Annotated in this window: 21 protein-coding genes; 14 read left to right on the top strand and 7 right to left on the bottom strand. The window is 51.1% G+C overall.

Annotation, left to right across the window (positions count from 1 at the left end; translation table 11 throughout):
* The first annotated feature begins 46 nt into the window (after positions 1 to 46).
* Positions 47 to 928, top strand: coding sequence for an MBL fold metallo-hydrolase (locus CWI83_RS04425; protein ID WP_126826299.1), 882 nt, complete (start codon positions 47 to 49; stop codon positions 926 to 928).
* A 27-nt stretch (positions 929 to 955) separates the two neighbouring features.
* Here the strand turns inward: CWI83_RS04425 and CWI83_RS04420 are convergent, their stop codons facing one another.
* From CWI83_RS04420 to CWI83_RS04410, 3 genes are all read right to left on the bottom strand, one after another.
* Positions 956 to 1354 (bottom strand): acyl-CoA thioesterase, encoded by a 399-nt coding sequence (locus CWI83_RS04420; RefSeq protein WP_126826296.1) that lies wholly within the window; start codon positions 1352 to 1354, stop codon positions 956 to 958.
* A 41-nt stretch (positions 1355 to 1395) separates the two neighbouring features.
* Entirely contained in the window at positions 1396 to 3648 is a 2253-nt protein-coding gene (locus tag CWI83_RS04415) for a S9 family peptidase (RefSeq protein ID WP_126826293.1), read from the bottom strand.
* Positions 3649 to 3771: 123 nt separating this feature from the next.
* On the bottom strand, positions 3772 to 5976 hold the full coding sequence (locus tag CWI83_RS04410) for a TonB-dependent receptor (RefSeq protein WP_126826291.1): 2205 nt from the start codon (positions 5974 to 5976) through the stop codon (positions 3772 to 3774).
* A gap of 175 nt (positions 5977 to 6151) precedes the next feature.
* On the opposite strand from CWI83_RS04410, the gene CWI83_RS04405 reads away from it, so the two are divergent.
* On the top strand, positions 6152 to 7792 hold the full coding sequence (locus CWI83_RS04405) for a M28 family metallopeptidase (protein ID WP_126826288.1): 1641 nt from the start codon (positions 6152 to 6154) through the stop codon (positions 7790 to 7792).
* Here the strand turns inward: CWI83_RS04405 and CWI83_RS04400 are convergent.
* Positions 7789 to 10179: a zinc-dependent metalloprotease gene (locus CWI83_RS04400; RefSeq protein WP_126826285.1), complete on the bottom strand. Its 2391-nt coding sequence runs from the start codon at positions 10177 to 10179 to the stop codon at positions 7789 to 7791. The genes CWI83_RS04405 and CWI83_RS04400 overlap by 4 nt on opposite strands.
* A gap of 37 nt (positions 10180 to 10216) precedes the next feature.
* On the opposite strand from CWI83_RS04400, the gene CWI83_RS04395 reads away from it, so the two are divergent.
* Positions 10217 to 10657, top strand: a complete 441-nt coding sequence (locus CWI83_RS04395; protein ID WP_126826282.1) for an HIT domain-containing protein — start codon at positions 10217 to 10219, stop codon at positions 10655 to 10657.
* On the opposite strand, the gene fldB is transcribed toward CWI83_RS04395, so the two are convergent.
* Complete coding sequence (gene fldB / locus CWI83_RS04390) at positions 10637 to 11188, bottom strand: flavodoxin FldB (protein WP_126826280.1); 552 nt, start codon at positions 11186 to 11188, stop codon at positions 10637 to 10639. The two genes, CWI83_RS04395 and fldB, sit on opposite strands and share 21 nt — an antisense overlap.
* Before the next feature lie 104 nt (positions 11189 to 11292).
* Here fldB and CWI83_RS04385 point away from each other — a divergent pair, with 104 nt between their 5' ends.
* Positions 11293 to 11574: a YfcL family protein gene (locus tag CWI83_RS04385; RefSeq protein WP_126826277.1), complete on the top strand. Its 282-nt coding sequence runs from the start codon at positions 11293 to 11295 to the stop codon at positions 11572 to 11574.
* Here the strand turns inward: CWI83_RS04385 and mnmC are convergent.
* Entirely contained in the window at positions 11543 to 13378 is a 1836-nt protein-coding gene (mnmC, locus tag CWI83_RS04380; protein WP_126826274.1) for a bifunctional tRNA (5-methylaminomethyl-2-thiouridine)(34)-methyltransferase MnmC2/FAD-dependent 5-carboxymethylaminomethyl-2-thiouridine(34) oxidoreductase MnmC1, read from the bottom strand. The genes CWI83_RS04385 and mnmC overlap by 32 nt on opposite strands.
* 138 nt (positions 13379 to 13516) lie before the next feature.
* Here mnmC and fabB point away from each other — a divergent pair, with 138 nt between their 5' ends.
* The 10 genes from fabB (at position 13517) to purF (ending at position 24661) form a co-directional block, all read left to right on the top strand.
* A complete protein-coding gene (fabB, locus tag CWI83_RS04375) occupies positions 13517 to 14734 on the top strand; it encodes a beta-ketoacyl-ACP synthase I (protein WP_126826271.1) in 1218 nt (405 codons plus the stop codon).
* 112 nt (positions 14735 to 14846) lie between these two features.
* The gene (locus CWI83_RS04370; protein WP_126826269.1) at positions 14847 to 16016 is read left to right on the top strand and encodes a 4-phosphoerythronate dehydrogenase; all 1170 of its coding nucleotides are present in this window, start codon (positions 14847 to 14849) and stop codon (positions 16014 to 16016) included.
* Positions 16016 to 17032, top strand: a complete 1017-nt coding sequence (locus tag CWI83_RS04365) for an aspartate-semialdehyde dehydrogenase (RefSeq protein WP_126827395.1) — start codon at positions 16016 to 16018, stop codon at positions 17030 to 17032. Before CWI83_RS04370 ends, CWI83_RS04365 begins: the two co-directional genes overlap by 1 nt.
* A 60-nt stretch (positions 17033 to 17092) precedes the next feature.
* Positions 17093 to 18988 (top strand): FimV/HubP family polar landmark protein, encoded by a 1896-nt coding sequence (locus tag CWI83_RS04360; protein WP_126826266.1) that lies wholly within the window; start codon positions 17093 to 17095, stop codon positions 18986 to 18988.
* Positions 18985 to 19776, top strand: a complete 792-nt coding sequence (gene truA, locus CWI83_RS04355; protein WP_126826264.1) for a tRNA pseudouridine(38-40) synthase TruA — start codon at positions 18985 to 18987, stop codon at positions 19774 to 19776. Before CWI83_RS04360 ends, truA begins: the two co-directional genes overlap by 4 nt.
* An 89-nt stretch (positions 19777 to 19865) precedes the next feature.
* Positions 19866 to 20735, top strand: coding sequence for an acetyl-CoA carboxylase, carboxyltransferase subunit beta (accD, locus tag CWI83_RS04350; RefSeq protein WP_126826261.1), 870 nt, complete (start codon positions 19866 to 19868; stop codon positions 20733 to 20735).
* The gene (folC, locus tag CWI83_RS04345; RefSeq protein ID WP_126826258.1) at positions 20728 to 22005 is read left to right on the top strand and encodes a bifunctional tetrahydrofolate synthase/dihydrofolate synthase; all 1278 of its coding nucleotides are present in this window, start codon (positions 20728 to 20730) and stop codon (positions 22003 to 22005) included. The genes accD and folC overlap by 8 nt, the downstream gene beginning before the upstream one ends.
* Positions 22006 to 22008: 3 nt before the next feature.
* On the top strand, positions 22009 to 22560 hold the full coding sequence (locus CWI83_RS04340; RefSeq protein ID WP_126826255.1) for an SPOR domain-containing protein: 552 nt from the start codon (positions 22009 to 22011) through the stop codon (positions 22558 to 22560).
* A gap of 76 nt (positions 22561 to 22636) precedes the next feature.
* Complete coding sequence (locus tag CWI83_RS04335; protein WP_126826253.1) at positions 22637 to 23128, top strand: CvpA family protein; 492 nt, start codon at positions 22637 to 22639, stop codon at positions 23126 to 23128.
* A 15-nt stretch (positions 23129 to 23143) separates the two neighbouring features.
* Positions 23144 to 24661 (top strand): amidophosphoribosyltransferase, encoded by a 1518-nt coding sequence (gene purF, locus CWI83_RS04330; protein WP_126826251.1) that lies wholly within the window; start codon positions 23144 to 23146, stop codon positions 24659 to 24661.
* A 23-nt stretch (positions 24662 to 24684) separates the two neighbouring features.
* Here purF and astB read toward each other — a convergent pair whose 3' ends face one another.
* Positions 24685 to 26028: an N-succinylarginine dihydrolase gene (gene astB, locus CWI83_RS04325; protein WP_126826248.1), complete on the bottom strand. Its 1344-nt coding sequence runs from the start codon at positions 26026 to 26028 to the stop codon at positions 24685 to 24687.
* Positions 26029 to 26269 lie beyond the last annotated feature (241 nt).

Here is a 26269-nt window from a genome sequence, read left to right as displayed (position 1 = left end):
GCGACCGAGCGCTGCTCGGCATTGATCAACGACAGAGGATTTGAAGATGAGCAAAATGCGAACAGCGCTAGTCTTGACCTTAGCCATGATTACCGGAACGGCCTTATTGGCGCCTGCAGCGCAGGCACAAGCGACCATGGCAGATGTTGAAGTGAAAGCTCAACAACTCTCCGATAAGGTCTATATGGTCACTGGAGCCGGTGGCAACATTGGTCTGTTTGTGGGGGACGATGGCGTGGTCATGGTGGATGCCCAATATGCGGCCATTTCCGATAAAATTTTGGCAGCATTACGGGATATTACCCAACAGCCATTAAAACTGTTAGTGAATACCCACCATCATCGTGATCATGTTGATGGCAATGCTAATTTCGTTGCCGCCGGTGCCGTGGTCGTCGCTCATGAAAAAGTTGTGCCACGCGTCATGAATGATGAAAATTTTGACCCTGTTGGTGCCCCGACGATTACCTTCAGCGACAAGCTCAGCCTGCGCGTTGCTGGTGATATGTTGCAGTTACAACATTTTCCTACTGCGCATACCGACAATGATGCCGTGGTGTGGTTTGCCGATGAGAATGTGATCCACGCCGGTGACTTATTCTTCAAAGATCGTTTCCCGTTTATTGACCTCAACTCAGGCGGGACAGTGCAAGGCTATATCGATGCAATTGAGCACACCATGGCGATGCTAGCGGATGACACGCAAATTATTCCTGGCCACGGTAGCCTTGCCAACAAAGCCGATTGGCAGCGTTTGGTCTCAATGATTGTGATGACGCGCGAAGAAGTTCGCTTGATGATGTTAGACGGATTAACCGTTGAGCAGATGGTTGAGCAGGGCTTAGCTGAGCAATGGCAAGACTGGTCGTGGGGCTTTATCAACGAAGAGCGTTGGATCCGCACCTTGTATAACGATATGACCAGCTAATGGCTTGTTCCGATAATAACGCCGGCATTACGCCGGCGTTTCTATTTTAATCGCATCTAAATCTTGTTTGGTTTTACCGTGTGCAAGCGGTTTACGAGTGTTCGGGTCGATATGCACAAAAACAATATCGTCCGCCACACAAATGGTCTGCTTGGTTTGTTTGTTACGTACTACGCAGGTGAGGGTGATCGAGGTTTTACCGGCCGCTTTGACACCCAGTCCAAACTCCACCACGTCGCCTTGATAAGCCGACGATTCGAAGCTAATCGCACCAATGTGCTTGGTCACTAAACTTTTTGCATCAAGCTGACAAGCGGCGTAGATATATGCCTCTTCATCAATCCATTCGAGAATACGGCCCCCGAACAGAGAGCCAGCAAAGTTGAGATCGTTTGGCATGACCAAACGCCTTGATAAGAAATTCATCGGACAACTCCTTGCTGATTAATTACGCTAGCCTAGCATATTTAGCGTAAATGGCGATCAAAGAAGTCGGCAATCAATTGATAACGATGAATATTGGTTTCACGTCCGCGCAGTCCATGTTGCTTACCTGGGTAGGCCATCAACTCAAACGGTAACATCGCTTGTTGCAGGGCATAAGACAGCATTGCGGTATGACTGTAGAGAACGTTGTCATCGGCCATGCCGTGATATACCAGTAAAGGTCGCTTTAATTGGCTGGCATAGCTCATCACATTCGCAGCTCGGTACCCTTCAGGGTTGTCCTGCGGTGTGCCCATGTAGCGCTCGGTGTAATGGGTATCATACAAGGCCCAATCGGTGACAGGTGCACCGGCAACGGCAGCAGCAAAGACGTCGTCGGCCCGCAGAATCAAGTGCAAGGCCATATAACCACCATAACTGTGGCCGAATACGCCGATCCGTTCTGGATCAATATAGGGGAGCGAACGCAAATACTCGGCTCCCAAGCGCTGATCAGCAACTTCGAGCTGACTTAATTGGCGGTAAATGCCTTGTTCAAAACGATTGCCGCGATTGCCACTACCCCGGTTATCGAGTTGGAATACAACATAGCCTTGTTGGACGAGGTATTGGGTAAAGTAGCTCCCCCAGCGGTTCAGGACACGCTGGGCGCGCGGACCGCCATAGACTAAAACCACCGCGGGATAGCGCTTATTGTCGGCCAATACCTGTGGCGTGGTCATTTGATAATAAAGAGTCTGGCCATCGGCAGCTTGAAGCTCGCCAAACTGAGTTGTACCAAACTGATCGATATAGTCAGCTAACGGATGATCTGGGGTAATTTGATTCTCATGAATCCAGGTCAAGCGCTCGCCAGATGGACCATGCAAACTCACTTGCGGGGGCTGCTCGGTATTGGAAAAATAACTCACATAAGCTTGCGCTGAGCGACTGAAGCTAAATTGATGATAGCCATCCCGCTGGCTCAACCGGGTCGGTTGGCTTGGGGTTTTGGTGGCCAAGCTTGAGCGGTATAAATGGCGCTCGATTGCGCTGTCTTTGCGCCCGGAAAAATAGAACAGTCCAGCAGTTTCATCCACAGCTTCAAGTTGATCAACTTGCCATTCGCCACTGGTCAATTGCCGAATGAGGGTGCCATCGAGCCGATAGAGATACAGATGTTTGAAGCCTGAGCGCGCCGAAGCCCAGATAAAGTGTGGGCTATTGCTCAAGAAGTGTAAGTCATCGTGCAAGTTAATCCAGTACTCACTGGTTTCTTGTAAAATACGCTGATGTTCAGTGCTAGCGAGGTCATAGCGCCACAAGGTGAGCTCAGATTGGCTGCGATTTTGCCATTGATAAGTCAGGATATTTCGCTGCGGCACCCAATTTACCCGCGCCAAATAGCCATCCCCGTAACGCTGCTCGAGTTCCAACCAGTTGATGGTGCGGTCGCTCAGATTCAATACGCCAAGATCAACCGCGGCATTTGCTTCACCAGCGGCGGGGTAGCGCTGTTTCACTAACTCGCTACGATCAGCATAGATATCGACGCGCGTTTTGACTCCAACCGGGCGCACATCGACCCGCGTGAGCGCAATATGTTGTTCATCACTGGCCCACCAGTAGCCAGTCATGCGCTTCATCTCTTCTTGCGCAACAAACTCGGCAACGCCATAACTGATTTTGCGGGAAGCCCCGGTGGTGAGTTGGATTTGCTTGTTTTGTTCGGTATCAAAAGCCCACAAATTTCCCGCTTCAATAAAGCTAATAAAGCGCCCTTGCGGCGAAAAACCGGCATCGGTCGCCTGCTGCTCGGCGCTGGTTAGCGTCTGTAGCGCTGGAACTTCAGAAGTTGGATTCAAGCGATATAAAAACAGTTGCCCCGCAATCGGGATCAATAACGCATCGCCCTTTGGTGACCAGCGATAATCGACGATACCGCTATTGCGGATCCGCAGGCGCTCACGCCGAGCTTGCTCCGCTGCCGACATGGCAGTGACATCGGTGACCAGTTCAGTGGCCGCCAACAGCAAACGATGTTGCTGAGCTTTTAAATCATACACCCATAAGTCGAGCACATCGGGCGCTTGCTCTGAGCCTTTCAGATAGGTGAGCAGCGTCTCATCCGGAGAAAATTTAAGTTGAGTTGGCGCTGCGGTGTCGAGCGCGGGGGCTGAGAAAATGCGTTCAATGGTGAGCGCTTGCGCTGGCTTGCTTTGCCCATGCGCCACTGAGCTGAAGATCAGCATGACAGCAAGCACGGTCGAGTAAAGCAGGCGGTTCGGTTGCATCACAGGCTCCAGAAACGTGATTCTCAGTAAACTGTATATAGCGTACCAAAATAAAACGCGGTCTCGCATGAGCTGCGATAGACCGCGTTATGTTTGCGCTTAATGTAGGCGAATTAACGCGCGTTAGAACGAGCCTCGGACGCCAATACTGAAATTGCGACCACGCAATGGTGCGTCTTCTTTCAGGAATGAGGTGTGCATCAGGCCTAACTCATCGGTAAGGTTTTCGCCTTTAGCGTAAACACTCAAGTTATAGTCACTGAAGGCCTGCGGGTACCAGTTGACTTGTGCGTGTAGCAGGCCAAAGCTATCCGTTGGTGTTTCATTGACGCTAATTTGATTTTGCTCGCCATGCCAGGTGTAACCAAATTTCGCCACCCACTGTTGCTGGCTGAACTCAAATTCAGTTCCGATCCGTTGTGCTGGAATGCGCGGTAAATCACCTGAGCCATCGCGCGCACGGGCACGAATGTAATCGCTGAAGACATTCACTTTCCAAGCTTCATTGAAGGCGTAGTCAGCGCTCATTTCGTAGCCGAATAACTCAACATCACGCTGTACGAAGGCGACGACAGCAAGGCCCTCGCTATGGTCGTGTGCTTCCTCTTCGTGTGCGTGCTCGTCATGTGCGTGCTCTTCTTCAGCGTGCTCGCTGTGAAGATCCATGTTGTTGACGCCTGTGTAGGCTTCAAAAATATAATCATCTACGCGGTTGTAGAACAGGTTGTACTGGAAGTGGAAGTTATCCTGCTCGATATGAAAACCGAGATCGAAGTTATTTGAAACTTCCATCTCAGGACGCATGTTCACTGCTTCAATGTGATACTCATGCTCGCCTTCCTCGTGCAGTTCATACGCCAAACCGATCTCGTAGGTTTGAGTCGCCAGGTGAGCGCCATTTGCATAGACTTCATTACCGGCTGGAGCCCGCTCTGCATGGCTATAGTTCACCGCGACTTGTAATTCTGGCAGCCACTGATACGTAAAGCCTAATGATGCTGAAATGGGCTCAAAGCTGAGCGAGTTTAAAGCGAGGTTGTTAAGTGTTGGAGCGCTCAAGTCAACTTGCTCATAGCGCAGACCCGTTTGCACATTGAGGTCGCCATAGCTGCGCTCGAGTAACCAGAATAAACCGTTACGGGTGCTGGTCGATGGCGGTGTGTAAGCTTCTTCACCAAACGCATTCAGCTCTTGGTCAAAGAAGTGGTAGCCAATTGCGCCATTCCACTCGCCGAGTGGCGCATGAGTCGCAATTAAACGTAATTCTTGTTGCTCATTTTGGAAGGTGCTCGCAGCTTCGATACCTTCAATTTCTTGATGCTGATAATCCGTAAAAGCGTAGCGTAACTCGAGCTTTTCGATACCATTAACAGGGTTCATCCAGCCGCCATGAATTTGCGTACGGTTTTGCCAAAGATCAGCAAATGGACCCGCTTCTTCTTCATGATGCTCTTCTTCGGCATGTTCTTCGCCTTCATGCTCATCGTGGTGATGATGACCATGGCCTGGGATCCCGTACTCTTGTTCCATGCGGCCAAAAGATACCCCAAAGTAGCCAGTATCAAAGATATAACTTAAGCCAACGGTTGCACCTTGTGCATTGATAAAGGAGTTCTCGACTTTATCGACCACTTCGCCCTCATCGTTGGTAAAGCTGGGAGTTGAATAGTCTTCACTGCTGCGGGCGAAAGCGTCTGCATGAAATACCATTGAGCCAACATCTGAGGAGAAACTCAGGCTTCCTTCACGCTGTTCGCTGGCAGTGTTCAAACCGAGATCAAAATGACCTTCTTGACCACCGATAAAGTCTTGCGCAATGCGATTATCGACCACGTTGACGACGCCACCGATGGCACCGCTGCCGTACAGTAGGGTCGCCGGACCGCGCAGAATTTCGACTTGCTGAGCGATGGATGTTTCAGTTGTTACGGCGTGGTCTGGGCTGGCGCGTGATACGTCAGCGGTATCTAGACCATTTTGAGTGATTTTGACGCGTGGGCCGTCAAGACCACGAATAATTGGGCTACCGACGACACCACCGAAGTGAGAGTTATTGATTCCGGGCTCTTGTGCCAATGTCTCACCAAGCGTGTGCGCATGACGCTCGGCCAGCTCATCACCTGAAATGACACTGATCGGTTGAGCTGAATCTAAAACAGTTCGGGCAAGTGGAGAGGCGGTAATTTGAATCACCTCAGTTGGTTTAACTGGGGTTGTTTCCTCTTGTTCGGTGGCAACGGCTTCGCTAACTTGTTGCGCACTGACCATGACCGGAGCAAATAGAGCGCTGGTAAGCGCAAGAGTAACCGCTGACTTTTTAAACTGCATGATTAACCTCGGTAAAGTAAATCAAATTAAACCCAAGCAAATGTAATAATATAACATTACATTTATTTTCTGGCTGCTGCAACAATTTTCCATCTACGCTAGCCCTGTCGGCCAAGTCTGGGCATAATATCCAGTAGGTAACTTCCTTAATTGCAAAGAAAAAAGGACTCAATCAATGAACTCTCCCATGGTTAAGGCGTGGCTGCTCGGTAGCGCTTGTTTAGCGTTGGTTGCGTGCACAGAGGCGCCATCGACTCAGACCGAGGCGGCCAGTGCAAAAGCTGAGGTGCTGCAAGCGCATCTTGAATTTTTGGCGAGCGATGCCTTAGAAGGGCGCGATACGGGTAGTGCAGGACACGAAATCGCATCACACTATATTGCTGCGCAATTCAAAGCACTTGGATTAGAGCCTGCCGGCGATGACGGTAGCTATTATCAACGTATTCCATTTCGGCGCGCGTATTTAGTCGAAAATTCCGCCAGCTTTCGTTTTGAAGATGCCAACGGGCAGACAGGGCGTTTAAATTATCCGAAACAGTTTCTAACTAGTCCCAGTGTCTATAGTGAACAGGATGAAGTTACCGCGCCGCTGGTATTTGTGGGGTATGGTCTAGTGTCTGAGCGGTTTGGTTTAGATGACTACGCTGGCTTAGATGTCGCGGGCAAGATTGTGGTGATGTTAACCGGTCGCCCTGAGGATTTGCCAAGTGAAGAAGGTGCGCACTTAAATAATAACAAGACGCGCTTCGCGGCTGAGCGCGGCGCAGTGGGCATTATTACCATTCATACGCCGGAGCGTGAGAAAGTTCGCCCGTATGAGGTGAGCATTATGTATCAACGTGCACCTCGGGTCACCTGGTTGCAACCCAATGGTGAACCAAACGTAACCTACCAAAGCATCGTTGCCAGTGCCTATGTCCATCATGAGGCGGCGACCACTTTATTTCGTTCAGCACCGCAGCAACTCGAGCAGATTTTTGCGCAACAAGAAGCCGGTGAAGAAATTCGTGGGTTTGACCTTGGTATGACTGCGAGTCTTGGACGCGCATCTCGCTTTGAAGAAATTTCAAGCCCGAATGTTGCCGCGATTCTGCCTGGAAGTGACCCGGCTTTAGCGGATGAATATGTGCTCTATACCGCACATTCGGACCATATCGGCATCACCGAAGATTTCAGCCAAGATGATCACATTAATAATGGTGCGATGGACAATGCATCAGGTGTTTCGGTAATGCTCGAAACCGCGCGCTTATTTGCTGAAGCGGAACAAAAGCCGCGCCGTTCGATTCTATTCGTGGCCGTGACTGCCGAGGAGCGGGGCTTGTTGGGGGCTGATTATTTTGCTCATTTTCCAACTGTACCGCTTGGCCAGATTGTCGGTAACGTCAATCTAGATATGCCGGTCTTGCTCTATAACTTTGCCGATGTCATTGCCTTCGGTTCGAATCACTCGACTATGGGAGCTGCGGTTGCGAAAGCTGCGGGCCAATTTGGGATTGAGCTAAGTGAAGATCCAATGCCTGAGCAAGCGATTTTCACTCGCTCTGATCACTATGCTTTTGTTAAAAAAGGTGTTCCAGCTGTCTTTCTGATGACGGGCTTTACTGCTCAGGATGAGGGTGAAGATGGCGGTGAGATTTGGGGTAAGTTCTTTGCCGAGCATTATCATCAACCGAGTGATAGCCCGGACTTACCGATTCGCTATGATGCGGGTGTGATGTTTACCAATATTAACTTTGCTATTGGGCAAGAAATTGCCAACGCGACCGAGCGGCCGCGCTGGCATAGCGACTCTTTTTTCGCTCAGCCGAACTAAATCGGTGAACCCGGCGGTAACGCTGCCGCTGGGTCGAGTGGCCATTCATCCCCGGCAAACCAACGCTCAAGTGCATGTAAAGCAAGTGAGCGTTGCGGCGAGCTCGGAGCGGCCAACCACAACCGTTGCTGTTGCTGCATAAAGTGCACGAATTGAGCTTGCAGAGCGTGTTGACGCTGCGCCGCTTTATGTTGGCGAGCGACGCTGGTCAGGGTCTCGAGCGCAATTTGCTGGCTTAACGAGCTGCTTGTTTGAGCTCGGGCTGGGGCAATCAGATTTTCCTCTAACGCCGCCAAAACGTCTGCCACTGAAGGTATCGTGGCGAGTTGCTCGTGCTGTTGTAATAACCGCTCTAAGCGCTGTTGGTTTAATAATAAGTCGAGGGTAAAGCGCACCAGACTGGCCGCCATCGCATGCGGATCAGTGATTAAGCCGGTGTTACCGCTAAAGTACTCGCGACTGCTTGGCTCACCATAAGCGAGCGGTAACAACAACTGCTGAACTTCTGTTGGAACCGTTAAGTTGGTTTGCGAGAGGCTCGTCATTAAGGCTTGTAACGCCTGCCGTTGCATGGTCGCGGGTACAATTTGCTGAGCCACTGCCGAACCATCATTAACGGCATACTGATAATCAACGCCGGCAATCAATTTCACCGCCGCTTCAGTTTGATAGCGGTGCAACAGATAAATCGGCACCCATAATGCTTGCAAGCGGCTGACGGGTTGTTGCTCGGCCAGATTAGCCAAACCAAATTGATCGATTGCGTGGCGTCTCACTTGCAACAGGCGAGTCAGTTCTGCTGCTGGGTTTTCGCCATTGTCCCACAAATGTGCAGTAGGATGTGCACCGCCTACAGGACGCGCGTCGCGATCCGAGATAAAGCTAAAGCCTAACGCTTTGTTTTCGGCAATCACTGCGCTTGGTTGCTGATCACTGTAACCATAGGCGATCACGCGCTTATCCCAGGCGCCAATGCCTTCCGCATACGCATTGGCAAGGCTTAAGTCCTGCGCATCAGCAGTTAATTGCACCAATGGGTGCGGATAATCCATCACTGAACTACGATTCTCGGTGCTCGCGGCGAAGTTGTGGGCGATACCAAGGGTATGGCCAATTTCATGGGCGGATAATTGGCGGATGCGCGCGAGCGCCATGGCTTCAATGTCGGCCAGCAGTTGCGCTTGCTCAGCCGTCGAATATTGTTCGGCAAAAGGAGCAAGTAAGCCTTGTGCAATCAACATATCTTGACGCACGCGGAGCGAGCCCAGGGTGACATGACCTTTGAGAATTTCACCTGTGCGCGGGTCAATAATGGACGAGCCATATGACCACCCCCGAGTGCTGCGATGGACCCATTGAATCACGTTATAGCGCACGTCCATGGGGTCGGCTCCAGCCGGAAGTTCACGGATTTCAAAGGCATCCTCATAGCCGAGTGCCGCAAATGCGTCGCGCCACCACATGCCGCCTTCATAAAGCGCAGTGCGAACGGGCTCTGGAACACCTGGATCAAGATAGTAAATGATCGGCTCAGAGCCGTCGAAACGATGACGCGGAATATATTGCACCTGCATGGATTGTCCAAGTGGGGCGGCGTAATCGAGAAAATCATGGGACCAAAAACCACTTTGCGGGTAGAATGCGCGCGGTTGATAGTTATCATCCGGCAAGCGAATAAATGAATGATGAAGATGCAAGGTGAGATGGTCTGGGTCGGCTGCAACCGAGCGTAAATAAGCCCCCGTTCCGGTTCCGGTGAAGGTTACTTTGGCTTCGAGTTCTGTGTTGTCTGGGAAAGCCTTGCTGCGCGCAGGAAAAACCATTGAACGCTCTGGTGCGACTTTAAATTGTCCTTGCTGCGTTTGTGCTAGCCGAGTGCTCACACCGTGAGTATCGCTGAGCAAAAATGGTGTGTAATCAATGAGCACGGCATTGCTATCGGCCGCGACCACGGTAAAGCCGGCAATTACGCTGTCGGCAAAGGCTTCATCGATGCTGGCGCGTTCCGCAGCATTGGCGGTTTGGGCGCGAAATTGGGTGTTTTCTTGTTGCAGTAAGACTTTATTCCCAGCAATGATGAAGCGAGCTAAGCGGGTTGCGCCTAATTGACCGCGATCAAGGCCAATATCATTTGAGCCTAACCCCCAAGGTAAACTGGTTTGAAAAATAAAGGTTTGGTTTTGGCGGGGGACTTCGAGATAAATTTTGTCTTGTTGCGGTGCATAGAAAAAGCGGAAATAGCCGCTATGCTCCTGCATTGCTTGGCTGAATTCGCCAATACTTGGGAGTTCATTGTTGGTCTCAGCCTCAGCCTTGGCTGGGGTGAGAGTGAGTGTTGCCAAGAGCAGGATCAGGCTGACCAGACTAGCTTTTACAGTGGCTTGCATTAGAATGCCTCATACAATCGGTTAAGTTGGATAAGATATGAATACAGCAGGTTATAGCAAATTCAAACTGGATAAGCGACTCGAGCAGGACACCCTGTTACTCGCAGAATTACCGCTGTGCCGATTGTTGCGGATGAATGATGCGCGCTATAACTGGTGCATTTTAGTGCCACGTGTAGATGGTTGTGTGGAATTGCTTGATTTAACCGATGCCGAGCGGCAACAGCTTTATCGCGAACTTGAATGGGTGTGTCACGTGTTAAAACATCAGCAGCCCGAGGATAAGCTCAATTTTGGGGCGCTTGGCAATGTGGTCCGCCAATTCCATTGGCATGTGCTGCTGCGCCATCAGGATGATCCGGCCTGGCCCGGTCCGGTGTGGGGGCATAGCCCGGCGCAGCCGTTATCAGCCACTGAACAGCAACAACAACGGCTATTTTGGCAACAGCAGTTCAGTCTAGTCGAGGATTTCAGCTAGTTCAGCTTTGAGTTGCGTGACCCATGTTTCAATGCGCTCTTCACTGAATTGATACTGACTATCTTCATCAAGTGCCAAGCCAACAAAGTAGGCTTGATCTGGGGTCAGTGCTTTTGAGGCATTGAATTCGTAGCCTTGGTTGGGCCAAAAGCCGATGCGAATGCATTCGCGGGTAGTGGGGTGGCTGGCGAGTTCATCGTGCAACATGCCAAGCGCATCTTGAAACCAGTCGGTGTAGCCTACTTGGTCGCCCATTCCGAATAGGGCGACGATTTTATTATTCAGTTGCAGCTGCTGGATATCGCTCCAATGGCTCTCCCAATCTTCTTGGATTTCACCGAAATCCCAAGTCGATAAACCAAAAATAATGACGGCATAATCCTCGCACGCCTGTAACGGAGTGTCCTTGATATTAAACAGCTCGACTTGTCCGGGGGCAAATTGCGCCTGAATTTTTTCCGCTGCAATCTCCGTAAAACAAGTGGTTGAGCCGTAAAATAAGCCGATTTTTACCGTCTCGCTGGTGCTCATAGAATCCTCATGGGTGCATCATTTTCGGGGCGAATGATAACAGAAATCTTTTCATCTGTGCTAAGCTACGCAGCCATTTATTGAACTGATCACAAGGATTTTCGATGTCTGCCGATCCCTCGTTTCAGCATTATGTTGCGCAACTTGAAGCGGTCTTTGACCAAGCCGTGCAATCGACCAGCGATGACGAACTGTTTGCCAGTGGCTATCTGCGCGGTCATTTTGATTTAGTTGTGGCCCAACTAGAGCTAGCCAATGATGCGCAAGTAGAGGCCCTCATGCCAGCTTTAGAAGCTGCAGTTACTGCTGCGAAACATGAGCTTAGCCCGGCTGACCAAGCTCATATCGCCGCTTTTATGGAGAAGCTTGCAGCCGTTGCGGTTTAAGCCGCTCGATAAGTTCGGCAGCAAGCGGCTGTGGCTCTGCACACCAATGACTGGCGATGATCTCAGCTGCTAATGGCGCAGCAGTGTAGCCCCGCGAGCCCAGCGCGCCAATGACCGCCAAACCAGGCTTGAGCTCACCAATAATCGGCAAATGGTCGCGGCTGGTGTTGCGCTCAGAGGCGCGTTGATGAACCACTTTAAGTTCGCTTGGCCATGTCATTGGGGCTAAATTGCTCTGTAACGTGGCAAGATTTTCTTGGTCATCCGCAACTTGAGTTTGTCTCGCCTTGCTTCGGTCATACTGGCGTGCGTAGGTTGCACCGACACAGTGTTGACCGTCTAGCACAGGGGTGAAATAGCCCTTGTAGCAAACCACCGATGGGCACTCTTGAGTGGCGGCGCTACTGTTTACGTAACTTACCTGACCACGGACATTTTGCAGCTCGATGCCAAATTGGGGCAGCCAATCCACTAAGTCTGCTCCTGTCGCTAGCACCACATAGTCTGCTTCATATGCACTGCCGTCAGCACAACGCACGTGCCAGCGCTTTTGTTGACCTGTGCTGATGTCTGTCACACTGGCATGCTGGCACTTTGTTGCTGGCGTCTGTAACTGTGCGACCGCAGGCGCAGGTGCGAGCCAGCCGCCTTGTGGATACCAAAGTGCGGTTTGCGCAGGTAGCTGCTGCCAATGCTGTTGCACTTGCTCTGGGCTCCATAATTGTACCGTTTCAGCTGCATAAACCTGGGCAATTTGCTCCGCGCGTGCCGCTCGCTCGGGAGTGAAGTTGAGTTGTAATACTCCGCTTTCATGCCAGTTATGATGCAATTTCTGCTGATAGTGCTGGCGCGCATAACCAAATGCGGCAACAAAAAACTGGGCCAGCGGGCTCCGCTGTACATGTAATAGGGGATAGACCGCGCCTTGAGCATTGCCTGAGGCGCCATCAGCACAGCCCCGTTGCAGCAGGCAGACTTTGATATTCCTACGCGTCAGTGCTTGCACTAAGCTTGCTGCGGCGATTCCACCACCAATGATAATGACCTCGTCGGGGGCGCTGGCTGTGCTTGCTGCCTGCAGTTGTCCGCATAACATCTCGCGCTTGCGGCCAAAGCCTTTAACTTTAGTCACCTCATAACCCGCTGCTTGGAGCCCACGGCGGACCGCGCCGGCGGCAGTAAACGTGGCGAAGGTGGCCTGCCCGCGACTACTTTGTGCCATGGCGTGATATAACTCCGGCTGCCACATTTGTGGGTTTTTATCCGGCGCGAAGCCATCAAGGAACCAGCAGTCCACGCTAGCCTGCGCTGTTGGCAACCAGTCCGGTAATTGCTCCAGCAAATCACCAAACCATAAATCGAGGGTAATACGGCCACCAGCGAACACGCGTCGGTGGCAGCCTGGTTCGGGACTGGGGTAGGCATCAAGCAATTCCGTGACCAAAGCTTGCAGTTCAGGGAAATGAGCCAGAGCTTGAGCAAGTTCAGCTCGCTGCAATGGGAATTTTTCAAACGAGATAAAATGTAAACGCGTCGTAGCAGGGGCAGAAGCGATGAAAGCTTGCCATGTCGCCAAAAAATTCAGCCCGGTACCAAATCCTGTTTCGGCAATAACAAAGCTGCCTGCCGGGTGTTCTTGCCAGCGCTGAGGCAGCTGATTTTGCGCTAAAAATACGTAACGGGTTTCCGCCAAGCCGCCATCATTGCTAAAATAGACGTCATCAAATTGGGTCGCAACGGGCAAACCAAGTTCATTGAATTGAATTTGTGCGGGCTCGGGACGCGTTTGCTTGTTTCCGCTCATGACAACCTACGTAATCAATCGTAATGGATAGAGAATGGAACTATTCTACCTAAATTTGCGTAAAAAAGCGGAAAGCAGACCACTTTTTAACTGAACTAGGCTACCATACAGCAGCGCTCAGCAAGACAGGATATTAGCATGAGAAGAGCAGTCATTACCGGACTCGGAATCGTTTCGAGTATCGGCTTAAATCAAGAAGAAGTTCTCGATTCACTCAAGCAGGGTAAGTCGGGGCTTGAGTACTCCCAAGAATTTGCCGATATGGGCTTGCGTTGCCAAGTGTGGGCGCCGGTGCGGCTGGACCCGAAAGACCATATCGATCGTAAAGCGTTGCGCTTTATGGGTGACTCGGCAGCGTATGCCTACATTGCCATGGCGCAAGCGATTGAAGATGCAGGCTTGAGCGAAGAAGAGGTCTCGAATCCACGAACCGGCTTAGTGGTTGGTTCAGGTGGCGCCTCCGGTGAGCAGCAAGTCGCCGCAGCGGATACCTTGCGTGAGAAAGGGGTGAAGCGAGTTGGGCCGTATATGGTTCCGCGTTGCATGGCGTCGACGACCTCCGCCTGTTTGGCCACGCCATTTAAAATCAAGGGTGTGAACTACTCCATTAGTTCTGCCTGTGCAACGTCGGCACACTGTATCGGTCATGCCTTAGAGCTGATTCAGTTTGGTAAACAAGATCGAGTTTTCGCTGGCGGTGGGGAAGAACTGCACTGGACTTTAGGAATGGAATTCGATGCCATGGGGGCGCTCAGCACGAAATATAACGATGAGCCAACCAAGGCCTCGCGCACATACGATGCAGATCGTGATGGATTTATTCCAGCTGGTGGTGGCGGTATTTTAGTGATTGAAGAGCTGGAAACTGCCTTAGCGCGTGGCGCGAAAATCTATGGTGAGATTGTTGGTTACGGTGCAACCTCTGACGGTTTCGATATGGTGGCACCATCTGGTGAGGGCGCAATTCGCTGTATGGAAATGGCGATGGCCACCGTCGATCAGCCGATTGATTACCTCAATACTCACGGTACCAGTACTCCAGTGGGTGATGTGAAAGAACTTGAAGCTGTGCGTGCGGTGTTCCCTGAGAAGCAACCTTTGATCAGTGCAACCAAAGCAATGACCGGACATGCGCTAGGTGCTGCGGGTGTGCATGAGGCGATTTATTCGATCTTGATGTTGAATCATGATTTTGTCGCACCGTCGATCAATATTGAGACCATTGACCCAGCCGCGGCGGATATGAATATTGTCCGTGAACCACAAGCTGCGAAGCTGACCACAGTGATGTCAAACAGCTTTGGTTTCGGTGGGACCAATGCAACCTTGATCATTCAGCGCTATCAAGGTGAGTGATCAAACCTCGATTGAGATGAAAAAGCGCCATTATGGCGCTTTTTTTTGTCTGCTCGAGAGGCTGTAGTACAATTCACTTCATTAACTCACGAAGCGAAGAACTCTGCAGCGTATGATTTCGATTTTGGCAGATGCCAACATGACTGGTTTGGCCGAGTTGCTCGACTGCTATCCCGAGCACTTCGAAGTGCAATGGTATCAGGGGCGCACGCCAACCGCGGCACAACTTGCGCAAGCAGAAGCCTTATTGATTCGCTCAGTTACCCAAGTCGATAGCGCGCTTTTGGCGCAAGCTCCGCGCTTGCGCTGGCTCGGTACGGCAACCATTGGCACCGACCATGTCGCTGCAGACGCCTTGCGCGAACGCGGTATCCTCTTTTACTCAACTCCAGGTGTCAATGCTGGCGCAGTCGGCGACTATGTGGCCAGTGTGGTCGCCGCTGAAGTCATGCGGCGCGGTGAATTACCCAACCCGTCAGGGCAGTTACGCGCAGCGATTATTGGTGCGGGTAATACGGGAACGGCTGCAGCGGCCCGCTTGCGGGCATTTGGCTATCAAGTTGAATGTTACGATCCGCCCCGTTATCAGCAGGGTGATTCGACTGTTCATCGTGACTGGCAGCGCGTTTTGAGCGCCGATGTGATCAGCTGTCACGTGCCGCTCACTCGCGCCGGCACTCATGCGACCCATCATTTAATTGACGCAGAAGCGTTAAGCCAATTGCACGCCAACGCACTGTTAATTAATGCCAGTCGCGGCTCAGTGGTGGCTGAGCAAGCGCTGTTAGAGCAGTTACAAAAAACTCCAGAGTTAACCGTTGCGCTCGATGTTTGGGAATATGAACCGCAACTGAATCGTGAGTTACTGGCGCTGGTGCAATATGCCACTGCGCATATTGCGGGCCACAGTGTCGCCGGTAAAGTAGGGGGTGCACTGCGTCTCATGCAGCAGCTGGTGCGAGATTTTAAGCTTGAGGTTGAGTTACCCGAGTTGGCATCGCAAGTTGCTCAGCGCCTACCACAGGCTGTTTATCAATATTCGGTAAAGGGCGAAAAACTCTCACTACAAACGCTAGCGTCGGCGCTGCTCTCGATTTATGATGTTCGCTATGATGATAAGCTATTACGAGGTTCAGACCTGAGCCCACAAGCTTTTGATCAACTGCGGAAAAGTTATCCAGCGCGGGCGGAATTAGCGAGCCTCGAGCTGATTGATTTGAATTCGACCGATTTGCAGCGGTGGCAACAGGTACAACAATTTTTACAGGTAGCAGGAAGATGATGACGCGGACAGTTAATGTTGCAGTGCTTGGCGCAACCGGCTTGGTTGGGCAACAGATGATGGAAATTCTCGCTGAGCGTGAGTTCCCAGTTGGGCAACTGTTTCCTTTGGCGAGTCAGCGCTCGGCTGGCTCCGAGGTCGAATTTCGCGGCGAGACGTTGACGGTTGAAGATGCTGAGAACTTTGACTGGAGCCAAGTTGAAATTGCGTTTTTTTCTGCCGGGGGGGCGATTTCACGTATTTATGCCCCACGTGCAGCGGAAGCCGGCTGTGTGGTGATTGATAACACCTCTGAGTTTCGCTATGAGCCAGAGGTGCCATTGGTGGTCCCAGAGGTCAACCCAGAAGCCCTTGCTGACTTCCGTAATCGCAATATTATCGCCAATCCAAACTGCTCGACGATTCAGATGCTGGTGGCGTTAAAGCCGATTCACGCAGCGGTCGGTATCGAGCGCATCAATGTCGCGACCTATCAATCGGTCTCGGGGGCGGGCAAAGAAGCGATGGATGAGCTGGCCAAACAAACTGCATCATTGCTCAACGGGCGAGGCGTAGAAGTGGAGCAGTTCCAGCGTCAAATCGCCTTCAACTGCATTCCGCAAATTGATGTCTTTTTGGATAACGACTACACCAAGGAAGAAATGAAAATGGTGTGGGAAACCCAAAAAATACTCGGCGATGATGAGGTTAGAGTGAACGCGACCGCGGTGCGGGTGCCGGTATTCTTTGGCCACGCTGAGGCGATTCACATCGAAACCCAGCAACCGCTGGATGCTGAAGAGGCAAAGCAGTTGCTGCGCGAGGCGCCGGGCGTTGTGTTACTTGAGGCACGCGAAGATTATCCAACGCAGGTCGACAATGCCGCTGGCCATGATGCGGTTTATGTTGGCCGAGTTCGGAATGATATTTCGCATGCACAAGGGCTTAACTTGTGGGTAGTCAGTGACAATATTCGCAAAGGCGCAGCGACTAATAGTATTCAAATCGCTGAACTTTTATTACGCGATTATCTGTGAGATAACAGAGCGCAACAACAATAAAAACGAGAATAAAAGGACTGCAAGCAGATGTTCAGGGTGGCGATAAAAACAGCAGGAATTTTCCTTGCGAGCGCAGTATGTTTGACTGCGTTAGTTGGAGCGCAGACTGCACATGGTCAATTGCGATTATTGCCGCAATTGACGATGCTGCAAAGCTCGGCGACGGTATCACGTTGGCAAGATGACCGCTTCGGTCCGATTGTTTCGAGCGATACACTCTGGACTATCGCCACCTATTATGGCCAAAAGCGCGGCTTAAGTGTTTATGCGATGATGGATTTAATCGTCGCCAATAATCCGCGGGTGTTTATTAATAATTCACCGGATCGGATGCTCGATGGGTATTACCTCGATATCCCGCAAATTAACTCAGGCCTGGACGAAACTGGCACCTATGTTGGTCGCGCAGCGCAGCAGGCCCAACAGCAGGCGCTTGCTGAGGACGTCGCTGCTGCGGATGAAAACTCTGAGGCAATCGTCACGGTAGACCCTCTCGCTGAAGAAGAAATGCAAGCGATGCGTGACCAACTGGCCGAATCGATCGCTTTAATTGAGAGCCTGCAACAGCAAAATAGTGAGCTCCAAGCTGATTTGGCGAGAGTAACCAGTGAACTTGAGGCGCTGCAAGAATCTGTCGATGTGGAGCGGCAGGCTGAAATCGAATTACAACGCATGGCCGCTGAAGTCACCGAAGATGCCCGTGCAGAGCTAACCGCACAGCAAGCGGCAGAGCCAGAACTGCAGCCAGAACTACAGCCAGAGCCGGAAGTGACAGCTGAGCCAGAAGTAGCGGCGCAGCCAGAGCCTGAACCTGAACTTGAATCTAAACCTGAATCTGAACCAGAGGTAACGGTTCAGGCTGAAGTAGTGGAAGCAGCGGAACCTCAAACTCAACCCGCTGTGGTTGAGACGCCAGTGCGTGCAGCGAGCGTGCCGAAGCAAACCAGTCCTGATTTTTTCCAATGGCTAATGCAGCCGCCGCAACTTTGGCTTGCAATCGCTGTGCCGGTCATTCTGATTTTGGTCATTTGGTATGTTTGGTACGTGCGTCGCCTGAGCAAAGAAGAGCATGGAACCTATCATGATGTGCAGAATAAGCGGCGTGATGAGGATACTAATGTCGATGCTACAGCTGAGCCACAGGTTGAAGCTGATGCTGAGCTTGATACGGCCATTGATGAAGCGAACGGTTCGGGAGCGGCTATTGCAGCGACCAGTGAAACCTTTGTCGAAGAAGAGCCAGAGCAAGAGGCAGAGCATGAGCCAGAGCAAGAGCCAGTTTCAGATGAAGAGCAAAGTTTGGATTTTGAACTCGCGCAGTTCGAGCCAGAACAGCAAGAAACGGATACTGCGGCGGCAGATGCTATAGCAGTAGACAGTCTCGAAGAGGAACCTGCGGAAGCAGAAGTTGAAATAGCAGAACTTGAGGATACGCCAGCAACAGCCGATGAATCGGACGAGCTAGCTGTCGCTGAAGACGACCCTCTGCTCGCGGATCTTGATGATATTGACTGGTCTGAAGCATCACTTGAACTTGAGCCGCAGCCTGACACTGAGACTGAAATCGAGACAGAAGTCGAGAGCAGTACTGAAATTGAGTTAGATGACTCTGACGAAGAGTTCGTTCCCATTGAAAAGTTACTCGAAGAAGCCGAGGCAGAAGCGAGCGATGAAGCAGAAGATCTCTATCGGGCTGAAGATGTCAGTGATGTCTTAGGCGAAGTCGAGCAAACCGATGATGAGCCAGAGCCCGCTGCTCCAGCCGATAAAGATGTGCTGGCCAAACTTGACCTTGTGCATGCCTACATCGAGATGGGTGAGAGCGACGAAGCCTTGGAAATGCTCCGTAAGATCGGTGTGACTGATGATGCTGAGGTCGACCGTGAAGTTGCTGAATTAATCCAACAGCTTGAGGGTAGAAGCGGACGATGACAGAGCGCATTGCGCTGGGCGTTGAGTATGATGGTCAGCGTTATTATGGTTGGCAACGTCAGCAAGAAGTCATAAGCGTTCAGCAAGTGTTAGAACAAGCACTGGCCAAAGTTGCTGATCATCCCATTGAATTAACCTGCGCCGGTCGCACCGATGCGGGCGTGCATGCAACCGGACAGGTGGTGCATTTTGATACCACAGCCAAGCGCAATATGGCGGCTTGGACACTCGGTGTGAATAGTCAATTGCCAAATGATGTGGCTGTGCGTTGGGCCAAGCCGGTACCGGCAGATTTTAATGCGCGATTCAGCGCGACAGGACGCCGCTATCGCTATCTGATTGCCAATACCAAATTGCGTCCGGGGATCCATTCGCATGGCGTCAGTCACTATCATTTCGAGCTTGATGCGGAGCGGATGCAAGTTGCTGGGCAAGCACTGCTCGGTGAGCAAGACTTTAGTTCATTTCGGGCCGCACAGTGCCAATCGAATTCGCCCAATCGCAACGTCACCCACCTACAGGTCAAACGCCAAGGCGATTTTATTATTGTGGATATTGCCGCCAATGCTTTTTTGCATCATATGGTCCGCAATATTGTCGGCAGTTTGCTTGAGGTCGGGCGTGGTGCACGGCCAACTGAGTGGATTGCCGAGTTACTGCATGCGCGCGATCGAACTTTGGCGGCAGCAACCGCTAAACCCCATGGCTTATATTTAGTCGCAGTAGACTATCCGGCTGAACTTGAACTACCGCAAACTCGTCTCGGGCCACTTTGGATAGGTGATTGAGGTCAGTCATTCGACCACTTTTTACTGCAATACTCCTGCTTTGTGTGCTTTAATATGGCCTTATTAAACCCTAAATCGGACGGATTTTAATGAGCTGGATTGAGCGAATTCTTGCTAAGCCGAAAAGTGGCAAACGTCGGAACATCCCTGAGGGAGTGTGGGCGAAGTGTACTCAATGTGATGCGATTCTATATGGCGCAGATCTCGAGCGTAGCTTGAATGTGTGCCCCAAATGTGACCACCACATGCGAATTACTGCGCGGCGACGGCTCGAGACATTCCTTGATACGGGTACTGGGGTCGAGATCGGAGCTGAACTTGAGCCGCAAGATGTCCTGAAATTCAAAGACTCGAAAAAATATAAAGAGCGCATCGCGGCGGCGCAAAAGGCGACTGGCGAAAAAGATGCGTTGATCGCTCAGCAAGGGCGCTTAAAGGGTATGCCGATTGTTGCGGTGGCCTTTGAGTTTAACTTTATGGGTGGCTCAATGGCGTCAGTAGTGGGTGCTCGCTTTGTCAAAGCCGCTGAAGTGTGTTTGCAAGAGCGTATTCCATTAGTGTGTTTTTCTGCCTCTGGTGGCGCGCGCATGCAAGAAGCGCTGTTGTCTTTAATGCAGATGGCGAAGACCTCTGCTATTTTGGCGCGCATGAGCGAAGAAGGGATTCCATTTATCTCGGTTTTAACTGACCCGACTATGGGCGGTGTTTCTGCCAGTTTAGCGATGTTGGGCGATTTAAATATCGCTGAGCCCAAAGCACTCATCGGTTTTGCCGGTCCACGAGTCATTGAGCAAACCGTGCGTGAAACGCTCCCAGAAGGGTTCCAACGCGCTGAGTTTTTGGTCGATCATGGTGCCGTCGATATGATTGTCGATCGCCGTCAGATGCGCAATAAAATTGCCGCTTTACTGGCTAAGTTCCAACACCTTCCGGCGCTCGCTGACGAAGTAAATGACTGAGTCTGTGCCCGCAGCGCCAACGACTGCAGCCGGGCTCGACGCCTGGCTAAGTTATCTTGAGGCAATCCACCCCCAACAAATTGAGCTTGGTTTAACTCGGGTTGCCCAAGTTGCCGCACGTTTACTTGAACGGCCACAGGCGCAAGTTTATACCGTTGCAGGGACCAATGGTAAAGGGAGCACGGTGCGCATGCTAGAGAGCATTCTCAGTGCTCAAGGTTATCGCACTGGGGTCTATATCTCGCCGCATATTGAACGGTATAACGAGCGCGTAAGAATTGCTGGGGAGCAGCTTGATGATGCCGCACATGTTGCTGCATTTGCTGCGGTGGAAGCGGCAAGAGGCGATATCTCGCTGACTTATTTTGAATTTGGGACACTTGCCGCGCTGTGGCTGTTACAGCAGCAACAGCTCGATGCATGGATTCTTGAAGTTGGCTTAGGGGGGCGCCTAGATGCGGTCAATATTATTGACCCTGATGTGGCGATTATCACCAGCATTGGCATTGACCATATACAGTTCCTCGGTAATGATCGAGGCCTGATAGCCACTGAGAAAGCCGGTATTTTTCGACCTAATAAAGTCGCAATTATCGGTGAACCGGATTTTCCTGTTGCTGTGTTACAGCAGCTTCGCGCAAATGGGATCGAGCCGCGTTGCGTTGGGCATGAGTTTAACTACCAGCGCAGTAACCATGACACCTGGACTTTTGTTGGCCAAGACACGCGCTTATCCGAGTTACCCTTACCCCAACTACCGCTGCCGAATGCTGCGACCACCTTAGCCGCGCTAGAAGCCGGTCAGCTTGCTGTCAGTGCCGAAGCGATTGCAACTGGGTTGAGCCAAGCGCGGGAACCAGGGCGCTTGCAGCGGGTGCACATTGACGGCGTCGAAGTGCTCCTTGATGTGGCCCATAATCCGCACGCAGCAAACTTTCTCGCGGAACAACTCAAACATGACTCCCGAGCTCAACAAGCCGGGGTTTATGCGGTCGTCGGGATGTTGCATGATAAAGACATCGCCGGAACCTTGGCTGAACTTACTGAGCAGATTGATCGTTGGTTTTTAGGATCTTTGACTGGAGCGCGCGCGGCCACGGCAGAGCAACTGGCTGCGGCTTTACCAGCAGCGCAGAATTTCGTCTGTTGTGACAGTGTTAAAGCTGCTTTTGCGCAAGCCTGTCAAGCCGCCAAGAAGCAAACTCAGATGCCTCTGGTATTGGTGTTTGGCTCGTTTTACACTGTAGCGCAAATTCCTTTGGAGAAGTGATCTATGGCGACTGCATTACAAAATCGAATTGTCGGAAGCGTCATTCTGATTGCCTTGGCGGTGATTATTCTGCCTGAGCTACTTGATGGTAAGCCGCAACAACAGCGTGAGCAGTTCGAGACGATGCCGTTGCAGCCTGAGGTTGAGGTGACCGCGCAAGAGGTCAAGACCATTCCTGCCGAGGAGGAGTTTACGCCCGTACAGACTCCTGCCGAGACGGTCGAGGTGACGGCAGTGAATGCGCCCACAGTGAGTGCATCAGCTGCTGAACAGCTCCCGCCACCGGATCGTGAACCAACAGATGTGAGTCTAGCTGAACCGGGCTGGACCATTCAGCTTGGAGTATTCAGTAACCCCGAATCAGTCGAGCGTTTGATCGCAACACTCACGGCAAAAGGCTATCCAGCCTATAGTGAGAAAATTCAGCGCAACGGCCGTGAACTCACCAAACTCATGGTAGGACCGGGGCTAGTGCAAAGCGAATTAGAGGCGCAATTACCGGCGTTGAAAAAGCTCACACAATTAAATGGTGAAGTGATTCGGTTTGAGCCTTAAGTAAAAAATTAGGCGAAATCAGCGTATATTTCTGCTACACTTCGCGCGTTTTTAAGCAGCCAATGGATCTTTCCTTATGGTCTGGATCGATTATGCAATTCTAGTGGTGATTGGGTTATCTACCCTGATCAGTCTCACGCGCGGATTTGTCCGCGAAGCGATGTCTTTGGCAATCTGGATTGTCGCGTTTTTTATCGCTAGCTGGTACTACGTCGACCTCGCAGTTTTCTTTACCGGCATCCAAGACGAGCTTATTCGCAACGCGGCGGCGATTGCTGCGCTCTTCATCGTTACCTTAATCGTCGGTGCCATCATCAATTTCATTGTTGGCAAACTGGTTGAATCGACCGGATTGACTGGAACAGACCGTGTGCTCGGCGCAGTATTCGGCGCACTTCGCGGTGTTTTGATTGTTAGCGCGGTGCTGTTCTTTATGGATTCATTTACCGGTTTAGCGAGCAGCGAGTGGTGGCAAAACTCCACGCTCATCCCGCATTTTGGCATTTTTATTCAGTGGTTCTTCGAATATCTCGAGAACTCTTCAAGCTTTCTTCCGAAGCAAGTTTAACGAGGGTTAACTGACATGTGTGGTGTAGTAGGTATAGTAGGTAAAGGGCCAGTCAATCAGGCGCTTTACGATGGATTAACCATGCTTCAGCATCGCGGCCAGGATGCCGCCGGTATTATGACCGTGGATGGTCAAACCTTGCGCTTACGGAAAGCCAATGGCTTGGTTCGCGATGTTTTCCACACTCGCCATATGCACCGTTTAACCGGTGATATTGGGATTGGCCATGTGCGCTATCCTACGGCCGGCAGTTCAAGCTCAGCTGAAGCACAGCCGTTTTATGTGAATTCTCCATTTGGTATTGCGATGGCCCATAACGGCAACTTAACCAATGCCGGTGAATTGCAGCAGCAACTGTTTGAGCAAGCGCGTCGGCATATTAACACCACCTCTGACTCAGAGATTTTACTCAATGTTTTCGCCCACGAGCTCTATCAGCAAAAGTGTTGGAGCCTGACCGCAGAAGATGTATTTGCCACCATCAGTCGTGTCCATCGCCAAATTAAAGGTGGTTATGCAGTGGTGGCTATGGTCATCGGGCAAGGCTTAGTTGCGTTTCGTGACCCACATGGCATTCGTCCGCTCGTGCTCGGTGAGCGCGACAGTGAATTAGGCAAGGAATATATTGTTGCTTCGGAGAGCGTCGCGATTGATGGAACTGGGTTCCGTTATGTCCGCGACGTGGAGCCGGGTGAAGCCCTTTATATCACTAATGATGGCCAATTGTTTTCGCGCCAATGTGCAGATAATCCCAAACATGTGCCATGCATTTTTGAATATGTTTACTTTGCGCGCCCGGACTCATTTATAGACAAAATTTCTGTTTATGCGTCACGGGTCAATATGGGACGCAAATTGGGTGAAAAGCTCAAGCGCGAGTACGCTGATCTTGATATCGATGTGGTCATTCCGATCCCTGAAACAAGTTGCGATATCGCCCTTGAGATTGCCAGTGTGTTAGATAAACCTTATCGGCAGGGCTTCGTCAAAAACCGCTATATCGGGCGTACTTTCATTATGCCAGGGCAAACCTTGCGGCGTAAATCAGTACGGCGAAAGCTGAATGCCATAAGCGCGGAATTTGCCGGTAAGAATGTCCTGTTGGTTGATGACAGTATTGTCCGTGGCACCACCTCTGAGCAGATCATTGAAATGGCCCGTGAAGCCGGAGCCAAGAAGGTTTATTTCGCCTCAGCAGCCCCGGAAATCAGATTCCCGAACGTCTATGGGATTGATATGCCAAGTGCGAAAGAGTTAATTGGACACGGGCGAGAAGTGGATGAGATCAATGAACTCATCAAGGCCGATGGTTTGATCTATCAAGACTTGAGCGATCTGATTGCCGCGGTGCAGCAAGAAAATCCAGCGATCGAGCAATTCGAAACCTCGGTCTTCAACGGTGAATATATTACCGGTGACATCGACACCGACTATCTTGATCGACTTGATGCTTCCCGCAATGATCTTGCCAAGAGCGCAGCCGCTGGTAGTGAAGACGCAAACCTAGAATTACATAACGAAGCGGACGATTAAGTCCGCTTCATCTTGTTGCCAGCTCAGCCTTCGAGTTGGAATGGATAGACGCTACCAAGCTTGAGAATTTGCGTCAGTTCGTCAAGTGCAGTTTGAGTTTCAGTGAGCAACTGTGGGTCGGCTAGATCAGCAACCGCCAGCTCATCGCGGTAATGTTTGTCGACCCATTGATTGAGGCGCTCAAACAAGCTATCACTCATCAATACCGCAGGATTCACTGCTGCCAACTCATCTTCATTTAAGGCAACCCGCAAGCGCAGACACGCCGGACCGCCGCCATTGCGCATGCTTTGTTTTACATCGAAATAATGGACTTGACGGATAGGGGTATCGCGGGTGATGAGTTCAGCTAAGTAGGCGGCAACGCGCTCATTTTCTTGGCACTCGGTAGGCGCGATAATGGCCATCTGACCCTCGCCGAGAGAAATCAGCTGAGTATTAAATAAGTAGGTCGCAACAGCATCTGCAACCGATACTTCATGGTCTTTTACTTCAATAAAATGCAGCGGATGATCGCCGAATTTACGCTGAATTTCGGCGAGTTTCGCGTCCGTATCGAGAAACGCTTGTTGATGATAGAAGAGCACGTTTTGGTTACCGACAGCGATCACATCATTGTGAAATACACCTTGGTCAATCACTGCGGGATTTTGCTGAATATAAACCGTTTGGTCTGGATCAAGCCCGTGCAATCGTGCAATTGCGGCTGAGGCTTCGAACGTTTGCCGCGCAGGAAAACGTTGTGGAGCTGGCTTACTGCCATCAAATGCATAGCGACCAAAGGTGAAGATCTCGACGCCGGCATGACCATAATCATTACAAAGACGGGTATGATTAGCCGCCCCTTCATCGCCAAAATGCTCATTATCAGGCAAATGTTCGTGATGCTTGAAGTAACGCTCATTGCTAAACATGGCCTGCAAAATACGACCACTGGTGCGTGGCTCAAGCGAGCGATGGAATTTATTGGTGAGGTTGGCTGGAGTAAAATGGACTCGACCATCAGCGGTATCGGCACCAGGTGAGACGGTCGCCGCATTAGCGGTCCACATGCTCGAGGCGCTGCAGACGGCTTGAAAAATTTCTGGAGCATCCGCGGCTGCACGTTGTAGCACGTCCGCATCCGTTCCGGTAAAGCCGAGTCGGCGTAAGGCTGCAATATCAGGACGTTGGTGCGGCGCAAAGACACCTTGGACCATGCCGAGGTCATGCAAAGCCTTCATTTTTTCCAAGCCTTGCTTCGCCGCTGAGCGTGGGCTAGAGGTGGCTCTTGCATTCGATAAACTGGCAACATTACCGTAAGAAAGGCCTGCGTAATTGTGGGTTGGCCCGACGAGTCCGTCGAAGTTTACTTCTACATTGCGCATGATGAGCTTCCTTGATTTGGCTTGCATAGGTTAATTTTGCCGCTATTATACGCACAGTTTAAGCCACTTGTAACTCGCAAATGATCAACTAAATCAAGGGCTGCGGGGCAATTTGAATAGATATTGCTTGGTATCGCATGGTTATGAATTTTGATCTCAGTGGTTGTGTCGCGCTTATAGAACAGATATATCTAAAAAAAGAAACCTGTACTTCCATAGGTTATCAGGATACTAGAGAGCT

This window comes from Pseudidiomarina taiwanensis (assembly GCF_003987435.1).
Taxonomy (GTDB): domain Bacteria; phylum Pseudomonadota; class Gammaproteobacteria; order Enterobacterales; family Alteromonadaceae; genus Pseudidiomarina; species Pseudidiomarina taiwanensis.
Note: the sequence above shows the minus strand (reverse complement) of the source record. Positions and strands in the feature narration are given on the sequence as shown.

What these genes read in the sequence shown, in the direction of transcription:
- CWI83_RS04425 (WP_126826299.1), top strand. Translation starts at nt 47, where the DNA reads ATGAGCAAAATGCGAACAGCGCTAGTCTTGACCTTAGCCATGATTACC.
- CWI83_RS04420 (WP_126826296.1), bottom strand. Translation starts at nt 1,354, where the DNA reads ATGAATTTCTTATCAAGGCGTTTGGTCATGCCAAACGATCTCAACTTT.
- CWI83_RS04415 (WP_126826293.1), bottom strand. Translation starts at nt 3,648, where the DNA reads ATGCAACCGAACCGCCTGCTTTACTCGACCGTGCTTGCTGTCATGCTG.
- CWI83_RS04410 (WP_126826291.1), bottom strand. Translation starts at nt 5,976, where the DNA reads ATGCAGTTTAAAAAGTCAGCGGTTACTCTTGCGCTTACCAGCGCTCTA.
- CWI83_RS04405 (WP_126826288.1), top strand. Translation starts at nt 6,152, where the DNA reads ATGAACTCTCCCATGGTTAAGGCGTGGCTGCTCGGTAGCGCTTGTTTA.
- CWI83_RS04400 (WP_126826285.1), bottom strand. Translation starts at nt 10,179, where the DNA reads ATGCAAGCCACTGTAAAAGCTAGTCTGGTCAGCCTGATCCTGCTCTTG.
- CWI83_RS04395 (WP_126826282.1), top strand. Translation starts at nt 10,217, where the DNA reads ATGAATACAGCAGGTTATAGCAAATTCAAACTGGATAAGCGACTCGAG.
- fldB (WP_126826280.1), bottom strand. Translation starts at nt 11,188, where the DNA reads ATGAGCACCAGCGAGACGGTAAAAATCGGCTTATTTTACGGCTCAACC.
- CWI83_RS04385 (WP_126826277.1), top strand. Translation starts at nt 11,293, where the DNA reads ATGTCTGCCGATCCCTCGTTTCAGCATTATGTTGCGCAACTTGAAGCG.
- mnmC (WP_126826274.1), bottom strand. Translation starts at nt 13,378, where the DNA reads ATGAGCGGAAACAAGCAAACGCGTCCCGAGCCCGCACAAATTCAATTC.
- fabB (WP_126826271.1), top strand. Translation starts at nt 13,517, where the DNA reads ATGAGAAGAGCAGTCATTACCGGACTCGGAATCGTTTCGAGTATCGGC.
- CWI83_RS04370 (WP_126826269.1), top strand. Translation starts at nt 14,847, where the DNA reads ATGATTTCGATTTTGGCAGATGCCAACATGACTGGTTTGGCCGAGTTG.
- CWI83_RS04365 (WP_126827395.1), top strand. Translation starts at nt 16,016, where the DNA reads ATGACGCGGACAGTTAATGTTGCAGTGCTTGGCGCAACCGGCTTGGTT.
- truA (WP_126826264.1), top strand. Translation starts at nt 18,985, where the DNA reads ATGACAGAGCGCATTGCGCTGGGCGTTGAGTATGATGGTCAGCGTTAT.
- accD (WP_126826261.1), top strand. Translation starts at nt 19,866, where the DNA reads ATGAGCTGGATTGAGCGAATTCTTGCTAAGCCGAAAAGTGGCAAACGT.
- folC (WP_126826258.1), top strand. Translation starts at nt 20,728, where the DNA reads ATGACTGAGTCTGTGCCCGCAGCGCCAACGACTGCAGCCGGGCTCGAC.
- CWI83_RS04340 (WP_126826255.1), top strand. Translation starts at nt 22,009, where the DNA reads ATGGCGACTGCATTACAAAATCGAATTGTCGGAAGCGTCATTCTGATT.
- CWI83_RS04335 (WP_126826253.1), top strand. Translation starts at nt 22,637, where the DNA reads ATGGTCTGGATCGATTATGCAATTCTAGTGGTGATTGGGTTATCTACC.
- purF (WP_126826251.1), top strand. Translation starts at nt 23,144, where the DNA reads ATGTGTGGTGTAGTAGGTATAGTAGGTAAAGGGCCAGTCAATCAGGCG.
- astB (WP_126826248.1), bottom strand. Translation starts at nt 26,028, where the DNA reads ATGCGCAATGTAGAAGTAAACTTCGACGGACTCGTCGGGCCAACCCAC.